Raw genomic sequence first — 14,485 nt, 5'->3', positions numbered from 1 at the left:
GGGCCGGGCCGGTGCGGCCGAGGAGGTCGAGGGCGGCCTGGGGGCCGTGGTCGCGGCGGGCGGCGGCCACGTCGTCCAGGTCCCACGCCATCTCGCCGACGACCGTGCGGCGCGGACCACGCGCCTCGACGGTGCCGCGCACCAGCAGGAGCCCGGAGTGGAACACGGTGTGTGCGACGTTCTCGTGGGAGTCCTCGAAGAAGGCGATGTCGACCAGGCCGGAGCCGTCCTCCAGGGTGGTGAAGATGACGCGCTTGCCGGACGGGATGGGCGGTGTCTGCGTGGAGGCCCGCACGCCGGCGACCAGCACCCTCTGGCCGGGCACCAGGTTGCGCAGGTGGGCGGCGTCGGTGGCGCCGAGCTCGCGCAGCAGCCGGTGATGGTGCTCCATCAGGTGCCGGCTCACGTCGATGGAGAGGGTGTCGAGTTCGGCGCCGAGCTTGTCGCGGCTGGTCATCTCCGGCAGGCCGCTCGGGGCGGCGGTCACGAGCTCGCCGCCGAGTGGCAGTTGTCCGTCGGCGGCGGTGCGGTTGCGGGACTGCCGGTGCAGTTCGGTGGCCTGCAGCAGCAGGTCCCGCCGGGTCAGGCCGGGGGAGAGCGCGTCGAGGGCGCCGATGCGGATCAGCCGCTGCGCGAGCGGCAGGGACGGGCGGGCCCGCAGCCACACGTCCTGCAGCCCGGTGTAGGGCTGACCGGCCATCAGGCGCGCGGTTTCCGTCTCGCTGATGCCCTTGATGGTGGAGAACGCCAGGCGCACCCCCCAGCCGTGTACGGTCTGCTCGACACTGTGCTGCCCGCGGGAGTGGTTGACGTCGACGGGCAGCACCGGGACGCCGTGGCGGCGGGCGTCGGCGACGATGACCCGGCGTGGCCACATCCCCGGATCGTGTTCCAGTAGTCCCGCGTACAAGTACGCAGGGAAGTGTGCCTTCAGGTACGCGGACTGGAGGGCGGGAACGGCGAAGGCGACCGCGTGAGCCCGGCAGAAGCCGTACGCGCCGAAAGAGGAGACGGTCTCCCACACCTCGTCCAGCACGTCCTTGGCATAGCCGCGCTCCCCGGCCGTACGACGGAACCAGGCCTCGACTTTGGGCAGCCGGTCGGGGTCGGCGAGGGCACGCCGGGCGACATCGCCGGCGGCTCGGTCGCAGCCGGTCATCCGGGACAGGATGGCGATGATCTGCTCATGCCAGATCACCACGCCGTACGTGTCGGACAAGATCGGCTCCAGGTCCGGGTGCGCGTACCGCGGCGCCGCGCCGTGCCGGGCGGCAATGAACAGAGCCGGCATGCCACCGCTGACCGGGCCGGGCCTGAAGAGGCTGATGTCGGCCACGACGTCCTGCATGTGCCGCGGCTGCAGACGGCCCACCAAATCCTGCTGACCAGGACTTTCGAGCTGGAAGAGGCCGACGGTGTCCGACGCGCGGATCATCTCGAAGGCCCGCCGGTCGTTCAGGTCGACGTGATCGGGGTTGTCGAGATCGAGCAGGCGCCCGGTCGTGCGGCGGATCTCGGCGACCGCGTACGCCATAGATGACAACATCCTCACGCCCAGCACGTCGAGCTTCAGTAGACCGAGATCCTCGACATCCTCCTTGTCAGCCTGGACCATCGGGTAGCCGGCCGGGGTGGGCTGTACTGGAAGCCGGTCCAGCAACGCCGCGTTCGACAAGATCACGCCGCACGGGTGCATCGCGTAGCCGCGCGGCAGCGCGTCCAGGCCCTCGGCGAGCTCCCACAGCGGCCCGAACTTCTCAGCCCTGGCGGCGAGTTGCCGCAGCTCCGGCAGCTCGGCCAGGGCGCCGCGGATGTCCCGGGCCCGGATGTGCGGAAAGCTCTTGGCGATCTCGCCCACGACCTGTGGCGGAATCCCGAGGGCGAGCCCGGTATCGCGTAGCGCGTGCCGGGCCCGGTAGGTCTCGGGCATACCGGTGACCGCGGTCCGCTCCCGCCCGAACCGCTCGATGATCGCGTCGTACACCTCCAGGCGCCGCTCGGACTCGACATCGAGATCGATGTCGGGCAGCGACGTGCGCCGCTCGCTCAGGAAGCGTTCGAACAGCAGCCGGTGTTCGAGCGGGTTGGCCGTGGCGACGAACAGCGCGTGGTTGACCATGGAGCCGGCTCCGGAGCCGCGCGCGGCGACCCGGATCCCCAGCGCCCGGGTGTCGGCGACGACTTGGGCCACGGCCAGGAAGTACCCCTCAAAGCCCAGCCGGCCGATGACCTCCAGCTCGTAGTCGAGCTGTCGTACGGCACGCTCGTCCGTGTCCAGGCCGCGGGCGACCATTCCGGTCTCGCACCGCTGCCGCAGCAGCCGCATCGCTGACCCTCGCTCCGAGCCCGCGCCGACGACGGAGGGCTCGGGGAAGTGGGGATGTCCGAGCCCGAGATCGGCCGGGGTGAGGGTGCAGGACTGTCCGGTGGCCTCGGTCTCGGCCAGCAGGCGCGCCGCCCGGCCGCGGTCGTCGCCCACGGCGCGGGCGATGCGGTCGGCGGCCGCCGCCATGGCGGCCGGGTCCTTCAGCCAGCGTTCGCCGCCGTCCAGGCGCCGGCGGTCGACGGGCCGCAGCAGCCGGGCCGCATCCAGCACGTCGGCCAGCCGATGCTGGACAGGGTCCGCGTAGCGGACCGCGTTCGACAGCACCGCAGGCACGCCGAGCTGGTCGGCCAGGCCCACGGTGCGGGCGGCCAGCCGCAGTGAGCCCGCACCGGTGCCTTCCCTGCCCAGATACACGGCCTCCAGCCGCAGCCGCTCTCCCGCGAGGTCCCGCCACGGTGCAAGCAGTTGCTCGGCGACATCAGGGCGGCCGGCGGACAGGGCCTGCACCGGTTCGGAGGCCGGACCGAGCAGCACCACAAGGTCCTGGTCGGCGAACTCGCGCAAGGTGGGCCAGGACACCACCGGGGCCGCGCCGTCGGCCGCGGCGTGCGCGGCCGACACCAGACGGCACAGCCGTGCCCACCCGGCCGCGCTCTGCGCGAGCAGGGTGATCCGCAACGGTGGCTCGACCACGTGCGCGCCACCGCGCACGGGCGTACGCGGCCGTCCGGCGGTCGGGTCGGGTGACGTGAGCGGGGCGACGGCAACGTCCACGCCGAAGAGGGGGCGTATACCGGCGGCCGCGGCGGCTTTGGCGAAGCGGACCGTGCCGGCGACGGTGTCCCGGTCGGTCAGCGCGAGCGTCGTCATCCCGCGCTCGGCAGCCCGCTGTACCAGGGCGCCCGGGAGGGAGGCGCCATAGCGGGCGGAGTAGCCGGAGGCGACGTGCAGATGAGTAAATCCACCGCTTTACACCTCCTGCCTCTCGTTCGCCCCTCCCCCTGACGCGTGTCCCTCCAGGTCTCCACCATAACCGAAAACCGAAAATATGTTCGAGTGCGTAGTTGGGCTGCCGTTCAGGCTGCCGTTCGGGTGCCTGGTGTGGGTGGTGCTTTTAGGCTGGGAGGGCTCGGGGCGTACTGCGGAGGTCTGCCATGCCCCGAACGATCTGGTCCGGCGCGATCAGCTTCGGTCTCGTGACCATCCCCATCCACGTCGCGTCCGCGACCGAGAACCACTCGATCCAGTTCCACCAGTACCACCTGGAGGACATGGGCCGGGTGCGGGTGCGCAAGATCTGCGACCTGGAGGACCGCGAGATCCCCCAGTCGGAGATCGGCAAGGGCTACGAGTACGCCAAGGACCAGATCGTCGCCATCTCCGACGCGGAGCTGAAGGACCTGCCGCTGCCCACCGCGAAAGCCATCGAGATCCAGGCCTTCGTGCCGCTGGAGTCCATCGACCCGATCCGCATCGCCGAGGGCTACTACCTCGTGCCCGATGGACAGGTGGCGGCCAAGCCATACAAGCTGCTACGCCAGGCCCTGGCCCGGTCGTCGAAGGTCGCGATCGCCAAATACGCCTGGTCCGGGCGGGAACGCCTGGGCCTGCTGCGGCTGCGCGAGGATGCGATCGTGCTGCACGCGATGCGCTGGCCGGACGAAGTCCGCGACCCGGCCGCTGTCGACCCACCGCACGAGACGGTCTCGGAGGAGGAGCTCGACGGGGCGCTCGCCCTCATCGACCGCATGAGCCAGGACGACCTCGAGGGACCCGAGTTCACCGACACCTACACCGACGCCCTCGCAAAGATCATCGAGTCGAAACGCGAAGACAAGCCGCTCCCCGACGCCCCGGAGCCCGAGCAGCCGGGCAAGGTCCTCGATCTCATGGCTGCCCTGACCGCGTCCGTCCAGCAGGCCAAGACCTCACGCGGCGAAGAGGCCGACGCCGACGTCCACGAGATGCCGAAGAAGAAGGCCGCGAAGAAGCAGCCAGCCAAGAAGGCGGCAGCGAAGAAGACCACAAAGAAGACGGCTGCCCGCCGATCACGCAGCGCCTGACCGCACATGGCCAGCCGCACAGAGGCTGGTGCCGGAGGGAATGTCCGCCCGGCTGGGGCGGTTATGGGGAGCGTGGGAGTGAAGGGGACTGTGTCCCCGGGCCTCACCTGTAGCCTGCGGGGACGATCGTTCGGCTGAAGCCCCGCAGAGCCCTTCGCCGCGTAGGCGACCACCCCTCACTCCCACAAGCACGGTCGTGGTCCTGACCGGAATTCTGGTCAGGACCACGCACGTACGCCCCTACGCGCAGCTCGTGGTGCGCGGCGGGTGAGGTGGCTGCCGAACAGGTCAGTCGCCTACCCCAGCGCGCCCGCTCAGCCGCGGACGATGTTCTGCGCCTGCGGCCCCTTCTGTCCCTGGCCGATGTCGAAGGTCACGTGCTCGCCCTCGGTCAGTTCGCGGTACCCGTTGCCCGCGATCTCGGAGTAGTGCGCGAAAACGTCCGGGCCCCCGCCGTCCTGCTCGATGAACCCGAAGCCCTTCTCGGAGTTGAACCACTTCACGGTGCCGCTGGCCATACCGTCGATCCTTCGTTCATACCTGAAAACAGCCCGTGGCTCCGGGCCTGTTCTGGCCCTGCAACCGCACGAGCCTGCAGCCGTTGTACCCCCGATCATTCGGCTTATCCGGCCGACACCACACGCCGAGCCCGCCTGCTTCACGCCAGCTGAGACCCTGGGCACCACCGGTCCCGAGGTCGCGCCCGCATGCGCCGCTTTGCACGCCGCAGATGACCGGGGGACACGCCGCAGATGACCGGGGGAGGGGACAGCGGCGGGGCCGCGTCCCCAGCATGGGTCGGCGTTACGGTGCCGGGATGTAGTGGACGACGGTCATCTGGCACGGTCCGCCGGCGTAGACGTTGATGGTGTCGATCTCGCTCTGGTCGGCGGTCAAACCCCAGCGGAGCTTGGTTGCGGTCCATTCGGCGAGGTAGCGGCAGGTGGCGGTCGGGGCCGGCGGCATCCAGGCGCTCGGGTCCTGGTCGGCCTTTTGGCGGTTCGTCCGCGCGGTGACCGCGACCAGACTGGTGGCGGCGTCCTGGTCGTTGGCGTACGCCTCGCGCCGTGCGGCGCTCCAGGTGGAGGCGCCGGAGTCCCACGCCTCGGCGAGGGGGACCATGTGGTCGATGTCGAGCTTGGCGGGGTCGCTGACTTCCTGCTCGTCGTAGTACGACAGCCACTCGCCGTCGGTCAGCTTGCAGCCGGCCGACACGGTCGGCGCCTCGGACGCTTCGGCCAGGAGGACCTCGGCGCGGGTGTTGCAGCCGTCGGCCGGGTCCAGGCCGGTGTTCCAGTGCTTGAACTTGTTGCGGGTGTACCCGGCGCGGGACTCCTCGGCGAGGGGGATCTGGCCGATCGCGTAGGAGAGCGGGAAGGTCTGCGCGGCCGCGGCGGCCGGGACGGCGTTCGCTGAGGCGGGTACGGCGAGCGGGGTGAGGGAGAGGGAGAGCGCGGCGAAGACGCGCAGCAAGTTCTTGATCACAGCGGCAGGAAAGCGGTCAGCGACCGGGCCCGTCAGCGATCAGGCCTCACTGTCGACCGGTTGGCTGAACGGTTTCACCGCCGAACCGTTCCGTCCAATCACCCGGTTGACATCGGTGCCGGACGAGCGGCACGGACGCGGCCGGACATCGGGCCCACTCACCGCTGTCGCACACGGGGCGGAACCTCTGTGCTGCGTCGCCGTCACTGCGGCGGTGACGTCCAGCGTGGAACGTCGCCAGAGGAGAGGTCCGGGCGCGCACGGTGCCAGCGCGCGGGGTGTCGCCATCGGCCGGAGGCGTCACGCGCGACGTCGATGGCGACTTCCACCACCAGCTCGGGTTCCACCAGCGTGGCGTTCAACGTCTTCCGGCTTCCCCACCCGGCGGAGAACGACCAGCCTGTCCAGGGGTGACCGCGCCGGCCCGGAACGAGCAGGCCGGCGACCACGCCGCTCGCCGCTCGGGCGAGAGTGGTGGTGCGGCCGGTGTACTGCAGGCGGCCGTCATCGTCGTACCTGCCGAGCAGCAGGCTGCTGGGTGCGGTCAGGGAACCGGTGACCGCGCCGACGATCGCCTCGCTCGTCTCAAGGATCTTGTATTTCTGCCAGCGCCTGACCGACGGCTCGTACACGCCGTCCAGCCGCTTGAAGACCACACCTTCCATTCCGACCGACGCCCACGTCAGCCACTCGCGCACCCTGTCCGGATCGGTGGTCGACGGGCACAGCACCCACGGGGCGGACAGCTGGCGGGCAGCGAACACAGACTCGAGCGCGGCCCTGCGCCGCCGATACGGCCAACTGGTCGTATCGGTCCCGGACAACCGCAGCACATCGAACGCGACGAAGTGGGCCGGCCACTCCTCCGCCACCCGGGTCGCCCCGGCACCGCGCCGATGAAGCCTCAACTGCAACTGCTCGAAGGCGAGCCGTCCTGCGGCATCCCATACGACGAGCTCGCCGTCCAGCGCGGTCGCGTCCGGCAGCTGCCGGGCCCCGGCTCTGATCTCCGGAAACGCCGGAAGCATCTCGGTGCCGCGTCTGGAGCGCAGCACTACCTGGCCCGCATCGACGGACAGCAGGGCCCGGAATCCGTCCCACTTGGGCTCAGCCGCCCAGCCCGCCTTGAGCTGCGGCGACGGGGTCAGCGTGGCCAGCATCGGCTCCGGCGGCATCCAGGTCACGGGCCATCCCTTCCACTGCGACCCTGCGCTTGGAACTCGCATCACGGCAGTCGGAGCCATATGCCCTGTGGCGCCGTTCCACCTGCACGTCACCAGCCGTGGTTTCCACCACCAGGAGAAAACGGCCGCACGTCCCGTCGATCAACCAGCGCCTGAATGGTGCCCCTGCGTTGAACAACGAACTGTCTGCTGGCCCTGCCGCACGGCCAGCAGGAAGTGCGCGGGTGGCGCGGCCGCGGCGGTACGGCCGCGCCACCCGGGCGCGAGCCCTGCTGCGTTGAGCGAACGAGGCCCTGAAGTGGTCTGTGTGGTGGTCTCGACTTTCTGCTGTACGTCTCGCCGGAGAGCAGGTCTGTCAGTCCCCGAGCTGGTGGCCGGCCGGTGCGTGCTGATGATGGGGGCGGCGGGAGCCGGGAAGTCGACCCTCGCCGGGCCGTTGGCGGCGGTGACCGGGGCCGTGGTCGTCTCCTACGACGCTCATCAGCGCCAGCTCGCCGGAGACACCGGCACCGAGGCGGTCAGCGCCCTGGCGCTGCAACGGGCCTGGAGGGAGCTGGCCCGGCACTGCGCCGCCGGTACGCCAACCGTCGTGGACGGAACCCACTGCCAGCCTGAGCGGCGCGAGATGGCCCGCGCGATCGCGGCCGCGCACGGCCTGGAGACGGTCCTCCTGGTGCTTTGGAGCCCTTGGAGGTGTGCCTGGCGCGACAGGGCCTGCGGGAGCGCCGCGTCCCGGAAACGGACGTGCTCCGCCAGCATGAGGCGATCACGGCGGCGCTGCCCTTGCTGGCCGGCGAGGGATACGCGGCCGTGATCAGCCTTCGTCGTACGTGAGGGAGCTACCGGTGGCTGCTTCTCCTACGGGCGCGCGCTGACGAAGCGCACGGTGGAGCCCCACGCCGCAAGCACAGGGACCCTACGCGGCCTCCTTGCCCTTGCCGCCCAGGGTGTACCTGAGCTGCGAGCGGGCGTCAGGGCGTTCCGGTCCATCAACCTCGTTCCAGAACCTGTGCGCGACGATTTTGGCGGCCAGGTCGCGTTCCCGCTTGCGTAGGTCGGCGACCTGTTGCTTCTGGGAGTCCGTCCAGCCGGGGGAGTCCGGGTGCGCTGGTGACGTAGCGAGCCAGTAGCCCTCGGGCCGCGTCCACGCTTCCATCCGCTCCACGCTGTACGGCAGCGCCTCAAGTAGGGCAGCAAGCTCGGCGCGTACCGCCAGGAGGTCGCGCTGCGCGGTCAGGAGATCGTCGGGATAGTCGTACTTCGCCTTTGCCACGTCGGGATATTAGTTCGACTTCCAGCCGCTGGGAGTCCGGCATGCCGGTCACCGACCTCCCGTCCAGGTGGCCCTGATCCGGACCGGCCCCAGTCAGGCGGTCGGCTCGGACGGTTGACCGCGCAGCAGGTCCGGGCGGGCGTCGGCGAGGGCGAAGGCGCGCTGGAGGCCGGGTACGAGGACGTTGTCGATGCGGTACCGGCGCGCCCGTTCGTCCCGCTGGAGGAGCGGGCCGGCGCCGTCCGGTCCGAGGTGGCGCTGTGCCGCCCTGACGCTGGTCAGGGTCCCGCCGATCCGGGAGACGGGGATCGGGTGCGTGGGGTGGTGGGCGAAGTGCTGTTGGACGTCGTCGTAGGAGGCGGTGCCGCCCAGCTCGGTGATCCGCCGCAGGACTGCCCGTGCGCCGGGCATCAGCGCCGCGATCAGCTGGAAGAGCAGCTGGTCCGTCCAGCCGCCAGCGAGGTCGTCGGCGGCGAGGTCCTGCGGATCGGGACGTTGCTCGGTGGCGGGTGCGTCCGGCCAGGCGACCGGGACATCTGGCCGCAGTCCGTAGGCGGCCTGGACGGCGGCGATCGCCTGCTCGTAGGTGTCCATCTCGGTGTCGATCGTCAGCCGCACAACCGCCCCCTCCCGTGATGATGCACTACGGCCCCCTCCTTCCCGGCACCCGGCGGCCGCTGTCCGCAGGGACCGGCTTGAGGCCGCCCGGGCCGACGGCCATCCCCCGAGTCGTCGATGCGACCGTGCGCATTGTCTGGGCCAGTTCGAGCACATCCGTGACTCTCAGATCCCGGCGTGTCACTCTGACTGGTGCTCCGGCCCTGCGAAGTCGGGGCTGGCGTAATCCGGGCTGGTGAAGCTCGGGCGGGCACCGGAGGCTCCGTCGTCCGGGCTGCTGAAGCCGGGGCGGTCATAGCCGAGGGGTGGCATACGGCTGGCCGGCGTCGGCGGAGCGGTACGGCGCGGGGACACCGTATTGGGATCGGCCAGGGCCTCCCGCAGGAACGGCAGGATGCCACGTTCCAGCAGCGCCTCGCGCCAGGCTTCTCTGGCCCGCGCCACCTCCTCGCTCAACTCACCGTACGGTCCGGTTTCGAGCGAGGGCCTGTTGCGTAGTGCACTGAAGACCAGGGCGACAACCGCGACCAGGGTCGCGCCCGCGGCTACGGCACCGAACACCCACCCCGTGGTGAGCATGGTCCGCGCGATCGCCGAATCGGGGTTGAGCAGCTTCAGGATGTAGCCGATGAGCAGGAAGATCACCGTAAGAACTCCGGCGAGGACAGGTGACAGGGCCGCGATGACGGTGGTGGCACTCGCCCCCTTGGGCTCGACGATGTCGCCCATGGTTGAAGCAAGCCCCGTCGCGCTCGCGTCCCGCTCCGTGGAGCCGGTTTCACGGACACCCGTCGGCTTCCCGGACGGACGTGGTGTCCGTGCTTTCGCTACTGCTGCCACCGTTGCTGGCTCTGGACGTACGTGCAGCCCAAGCACCGTTGCCAGCAGGCGGCGGCCGTAGGACATCCGGGCCCACCGGTGAGGAGCGACTCCGTTGCGGATCCGGCGGCCGCCTGGATGGCCAGCACCCAGGATGGCGGCCCCGAGGCGGCGGCCCAGACCGGCTGGCGCCTGATGATCAGGGGCCACCGATCGGCTGCCGGAGCGCGCAGAAGCAGACGGAGCAGACGCGGGCGCAGAGCCTGGACTCGAAGACGAGTAGGCAATGCGCGAGGAGTGGTACGAGGGCGCCGGGCGGCGGAGTTCTTCGCGGACCTGCACGTAGTGCTGGTACTCGCTTGCCGCGGCCGCCGTGATGAGTGCGGTGGCGTTGATTGCCATGGTGCGCAACTGTTCGGAATGCAGCCGGTGTCCGATCCCGGCCAGTTCGGGACGGTGTGGTGCGGAGCGCAGCGCCTCGTCGAGGATTCGCTCGTACTCTGGGCGATCCTCACTGTGCAAGTGTTGCGGAACGCTGTTCACAGCCCCTCCTCCCCGAACTCCGTCCTGTGCCATCGTGGGGCGCTTCGAGCGTCGCGGCTAGTTCCCGTGCCGTCCGCGGGGAAGGGGCCGTCTCCGTGGTGCGAGGGCCCCGGAGACGGTGATCGATCCGCAGGCAGTTCGCCGGGGGAGCGCTCCGGTGAGCGGACGTCCGCGACCGCGCCCGGCGGCCCAGGCGAAGGCATCGGCCGCGCGATGGGCGGGGGGTCTTCGGCGGCAGCGGCAGGTAGCTCAACCTGGTCTGAGGAAGATGCCGAAGGGGCAGGCAAGGGCTCCGCTCGGAGCGCACGAGCCGACGGCACTGAGACGGCTCCGGCACCCGGCATTCCCCCATCGGCGACGCCATGCACACTGCCCGAAGCGCCGGCGGCTGGCTGCACCCCGGTCTCCGCGGCCGCCTCCTGCGCGCCTACCGACGGCCGGTCGCCCGTTACCGCCTCGTTCACGGTCTGGATGCGGATGAGTTGGGTGAGCAGCACGGGCGCCGACATGCCGACGACGAGGGCTGCGTACTCACCGCTGATCTGCCCCGTGGTGCCGAACAGCACCGCGGCACCGGCACCCATCGCGGTGTGCACGACGGCCGCGGCGAAGTCGACGGGGGCATCGAAGTATCCCTGGAACTGCGGAGCTTTTCCCTGTGTCGTCCCCGCCATGACCGCCTGCCGATGGGCGTTGCGATCAGCCTGCCAACACACGAACCGGGCGTACAGGTCCACGGCCCCACGCAGCAGACCCCCCGCCGCCCCCAACAGGATCAACGTCGGGACGTCCACGGTCTCCCCCGGGTGATGGCGCTGATGCCTAACAGCGAGCTTGCGGACACCGGACGAGCGTAGAGCCGCGGACAAGCCACGGGGAAGAGCCCAAGTCGGCCCGCAAAAGCAGATACTTCGACCACTACTCCCGCCAGCGGGAGTACGACCGGGCAGCCTGCAAGAGCACCGCCTGGGGGCGTACCAACGCCATCGAGGAGGTCTGGGGCGACGTCGTCCCCGCCGAGGCGCCTTGCGGCGCCCGCATCCCACACCGCCAGTTCGAGGTCGCCGGCGCCTACAACACAACCTACGAACGCGTGTACCCCGGCGCGCTGACCGAACTGGGCATCCCCGCCACCGCCTTGACCGGCCGTAAAGCCTGGGAGCAGTGACTGTCCGGCTGACGCCCATTCGCCATCCGGCATGGGCCATCGGCCGATGCTGGAAAGCCCCATACGGCTCCGGCTGTCAGTGGCAGCCGGTACCGTACTGCGTACGGGCCGCGCACCGGCCCAAGCTGGCCCCTTGCCCATGACTGGGAGCCGTGGGGCGAAGGTACGCGGGACTTCGGGTCCGTGCGCATCAGTGCAAGGTTCACGTCGCCGTTGCGGCGTGCTGTTGCCGATCACGCAGTCGTCTTGTCTCGCGCGTGCATCGGGTCATGGGTCCGCGCACGCGAAGTGAGGGCTGACTGCCATGGTCAAGAACCAGCGGAAGAAGCAGCGGAACAAGAAGGCCGCCGAGCGCACGGGGGCATCCAGGGCCTCGGTGTCGACGGGCACAGCGCACCGGCACACGCGGGCCGACGTGTCGATCCTCGCAGAAACCCGGTACGGACTCGGGACCGTGGACCTGGAGGTCGCGGCGTGTCTGGTCGGCGCATGCCGGGCGAAGTGCGGTCCGTGCCAGGACACCCTCGCCGCCAAGGTGGTGAGCGGACATCGTCTGCTGCTGGCCGCGCTCGCCGGCGTCCCGTACGGACTGCCGCTCAACGAGGGGGCTGCACACTCGCCGGTGGTGTCGGCCACGACCAGGTCGTGGGTGCCCCTCGCGCGGGCGGCCGCCGTCTCGGGTGACGTCACCGAAGCGGTGGCGGCCGTTGAGACGATGGAGGCGGTGCACGCCGCAGAACTCCTCCAGGACGCGCTCGACCACTGGGCGCTGGCCGGGGCGACGCCGGAGCAACTCGCCGCCGCGCTCCAGGGCGTCGCACTGGGCGGAGCCGGGCACGTCCACGTCCATCCTGAGCCCGACAGCGGGCTGTTGGAGGGGATGCTGCCGTACGTGCCGGGCTGGGAGATCGACCACGGCCTGGCAGCCCGGGTGGTTGGCGCGGTCTGGGCCGGATGCGCGTCGTGCCGAAGCCAGCTCACTCCGGCGGTTGTCGTCGATCGGGCGACCCTCGCAGGACTCGCCGGCGCCGTGTTCCTGACCCCCTCACACGTTCCCCTCCAGGAGACGCCCGCGGCCGGCCCGGCCGCCCGGGCGTGGATCGAGCAGGCGCACGGCACGTTCCAGACCAGCGGCGCCGAAGCCGTTCTGCGGGCTGTCGGCGAGCTGAACGAGGGCGCCGCCGCCGACCTGTTGAGGGAGTCGCTCGATGTATGGACCAGCTCCGGAGCGGCGCGGGCCGGGATCGGTCTCGCCGGGCCCACGGAAGCGCCCCCGCGGCAGCGGCCGGCCGACCCGAGGGACGCCTTCCGAAAGGCCGGGGTCAAGGTCCTCACCCTGGACGACCTCGACCAGGGCGACGACCTCGACCCCTATCACCTGGCCCCGAACTACGGCGTGACGCTGATGCAGACGACCACGCCGGACGGGCGGCCGATGCCGATGCTCGTGCTCTACCCGGAGACCGAGGACGCCGGGGTTGAGGACCTGGAACGGCGAACCGAGTGGGAGCACTGGGATCTGCACGGGATGCCGGACAAGGACCCGAGCTGGCGGCTGCGCGCGAACATCGCCGACCGTTCCCTGTCGCACGTGGTGCACGTCGGCCCGGACGGCGAGGACGATGTCGAGCTGTGGCGGGCCGCCGAGTCCGTCACCCTGCCAGCCGCGGCGTGGGACCTGTTCGACCGCGTCCAGCACGTGCTGGTCGCCGGGCCGGTCACGAAGCCCGAAGCGCCAGGGGCCCTTCAGGCCGCGGCACAGGCGGGCGAGCTCCTGGCCGTCGTCGCCCGGGTCTCCTTCCTGTGACGGGGGCCTTCGTGACCGACACCGAGGTGACCCTGTCCACGATCGGGCGGATGGCCGGGGTGGGCCGCGCCTGCGTTGCTAACTGGCGCCGCACGCACGACGACTTCCCTGAGCCGGTCGGCGGCACCGCAACCAGCCCCACCTTCCGGTACGCGGCCGCCAAGAACTGGCTGCGCGCCCACGACAAGCTCCCCTACGAGCCGCCCGCGCCGCGCGAGCCCGCAACCTTGGTGTTCGACGGCGGGCAGACGATCACCGTGTACGCACCGGACCTGCGGGTGCCCAGCCCTGGGAACCGGTACGACCGCTACGAGGAGTTCGGCGGCTACATCGTCGCCGACGACCGAGACGGCATCCCCTGGCCCCGGGCCACGGTCCGTATCGACGTCCCCGGACAGACGCCGTACACGGTGACCGACGCGAACGTCGACATCAGCTACGCCACCCGCTCCATGCAGTACCTGAGCATGATCTGGTCCCCCGAACGGCGCCAACTGGCCGCCCCCACCCCCGCCTCGGCACGGACGCAGCCCAAGGAGGAACGGTGACCGAGACCACCGCGCAGACCGTCGAGGAGACTCCGGCGCTGTCCCTGGACCGGATGATCCTGACGGGTATCCACCACAGGAACGTCACGGACCACCGGTTTTGACACAGCTACTCACCACAGATTCAAGCTCACCCTGCGTCCCGGGCTGGCGCTTCCAGTGAGCCGTGTTCACATCTCGTCAAGGAGCATCAGGGTCATGATGAGGCCACCCGAATCGGCGGGCTGAGTGATGGCGAGGAGCTCGTCGGCACCCGTGGACTTCTTGCCGGAAGGCAGTTCGTCAGCCGGTACGACGAAGCACACCTCGTCGTCGGGTCTCCGCTTGACGGCCCGCGCCACCGCGGACAGCACCGTCCGTAGCCGGTCGCCCTCATCACCGTCGCCGCCCTCCACGAACTCCTTCCGCGCGCCGGGGGTGATAGCCAGCGGCATTTCGATGCCAGCAGCCATGGCTGCCGCGGGCGGGATCTTGATGAAGGCGCCGTCCTCAAAGGCCTCATCCCACGTGTAGGAGGCGACCACAGGCCCGAATTCATCGTCCATGCCAAAACCTCGCTCGTTCCGAATCAGCCTGTTCTGTGTCCTCTTGAGCCTGCCGCCTTTGGCCCCTGAACGCTGTACCTCGAACGGGTGCGTCCCGCTGAATGCT

12 protein-coding genes and 2 pseudogenes are annotated in these 14,485 nt (G+C 70.3%); 5 read left to right on the top strand and 9 right to left on the bottom strand.

From position 1 onward, the window contains the following. Positions 1–3,277: DNA polymerase III subunit alpha (locus EHS43_RS07230; RefSeq protein WP_148104023.1), on the bottom strand; the 3,277-nt coding region annotated here is incomplete at its 3' end. Positions 3,278–3,480: 203 nt separating this feature from the next. Between EHS43_RS07230 and EHS43_RS07225 the strand changes: the two genes are divergently transcribed. After that, entirely contained in the window at positions 3,481–4,389 is a 909-nt protein-coding gene (locus EHS43_RS07225) for a Ku protein (protein WP_125189693.1), read from the top strand. A gap of 314 nt (positions 4,390–4,703) precedes the next feature. Here EHS43_RS07225 and EHS43_RS07220 read toward each other — a convergent pair whose 3' ends face one another. The 3 genes from EHS43_RS07220 to EHS43_RS07210 all read right to left on the bottom strand — a co-directional run bounded on the left by EHS43_RS07220 (position 4,704) and on the right by EHS43_RS07210 (position 7,049). Beyond that, positions 4,704–4,907 (bottom strand): cold-shock protein, encoded by a 204-nt coding sequence (locus tag EHS43_RS07220; RefSeq protein WP_097276311.1) that lies wholly within the window; start codon positions 4,905–4,907, stop codon positions 4,704–4,706. A 286-nt stretch (positions 4,908–5,193) separates the two neighbouring features. Further along, a complete protein-coding gene (locus EHS43_RS07215) occupies positions 5,194–5,874 on the bottom strand; it encodes an HNH endonuclease family protein (RefSeq protein ID WP_125189692.1) in 681 nt (226 codons plus the stop codon). Positions 5,875–6,077: 203 nt separating this feature from the next. After that, positions 6,078–7,049 (bottom strand): ATP-dependent DNA ligase, encoded by a 972-nt coding sequence (locus EHS43_RS07210; RefSeq protein ID WP_260470428.1) that lies wholly within the window; start codon positions 7,047–7,049, stop codon positions 6,078–6,080. Between the two features lie 400 nt (positions 7,050–7,449). Here EHS43_RS07210 and EHS43_RS48895 point away from each other — a divergent pair. Continuing rightward, positions 7,450–7,749 (top strand): annotated as a pseudogene (locus tag EHS43_RS48895) (AAA family ATPase); the annotation flags it as partial. 225 nt (positions 7,750–7,974) lie between these two features. Here the strand turns inward: EHS43_RS48895 and EHS43_RS07200 are convergent. From EHS43_RS07200 to EHS43_RS47500, 4 genes and pseudogenes are all read right to left on the bottom strand, one after another. Next, positions 7,975–8,331, bottom strand: a complete 357-nt coding sequence (locus EHS43_RS07200) for a nucleic acid-binding protein (protein WP_125189689.1) — start codon at positions 8,329–8,331, stop codon at positions 7,975–7,977. A gap of 93 nt (positions 8,332–8,424) precedes the next feature. Next, a complete protein-coding gene (locus tag EHS43_RS07195) occupies positions 8,425–8,949 on the bottom strand; it encodes a hypothetical protein (RefSeq protein WP_260470426.1) in 525 nt (174 codons plus the stop codon). Between the two features lie 180 nt (positions 8,950–9,129). Then, positions 9,130–9,678 (bottom strand): hypothetical protein, encoded by a 549-nt coding sequence (locus tag EHS43_RS46270; protein WP_185806145.1) that lies wholly within the window; start codon positions 9,676–9,678, stop codon positions 9,130–9,132. A gap of 393 nt (positions 9,679–10,071) precedes the next feature. After that, a pseudogene (locus tag EHS43_RS47500) lies at positions 10,072–10,344 on the bottom strand (hypothetical protein); the annotation flags it as partial. Between the two features lie 329 nt (positions 10,345–10,673). Between EHS43_RS47500 and EHS43_RS46265 the strand changes: the two are divergent. The 3 genes from EHS43_RS46265 to EHS43_RS07175 all read left to right on the top strand — a co-directional run bounded on the left by EHS43_RS46265 (position 10,674) and on the right by EHS43_RS07175 (position 13,834). Beyond that, complete coding sequence (locus EHS43_RS46265; protein WP_185806144.1) at positions 10,674–11,168, top strand: hypothetical protein; 495 nt, start codon at positions 10,674–10,676, stop codon at positions 11,166–11,168. 615 nt (positions 11,169–11,783) lie between these two features. Beyond that, the gene (locus EHS43_RS07180; RefSeq protein WP_125189688.1) at positions 11,784–13,286 is read left to right on the top strand and encodes a hypothetical protein; all 1,503 of its coding nucleotides are present in this window, start codon (positions 11,784–11,786) and stop codon (positions 13,284–13,286) included. Positions 13,287–13,297: 11 nt separating this feature from the next. Further along, complete coding sequence (locus EHS43_RS07175; RefSeq protein WP_125189687.1) at positions 13,298–13,834, top strand: hypothetical protein; 537 nt, start codon at positions 13,298–13,300, stop codon at positions 13,832–13,834. A 170-nt stretch (positions 13,835–14,004) separates the two neighbouring features. On the opposite strand, the gene EHS43_RS07170 is transcribed toward EHS43_RS07175, so the two are convergent. Beyond that, positions 14,005–14,379 (bottom strand): hypothetical protein, encoded by a 375-nt coding sequence (locus EHS43_RS07170; RefSeq protein ID WP_125189686.1) that lies wholly within the window; start codon positions 14,377–14,379, stop codon positions 14,005–14,007. Positions 14,380–14,485: the final 106 nt, after the last annotated feature.

Origin of the sequence: Streptomyces sp. RP5T, from assembly GCF_003933965.1 — a bacterium.
In the GTDB taxonomy this organism is placed as follows: Bacteria; Actinomycetota; Actinomycetes; order Streptomycetales; family Streptomycetaceae; genus Streptomyces.
Note: the sequence above shows the minus strand (reverse complement) of the source record. Positions and strands in the feature narration are given on the sequence as shown.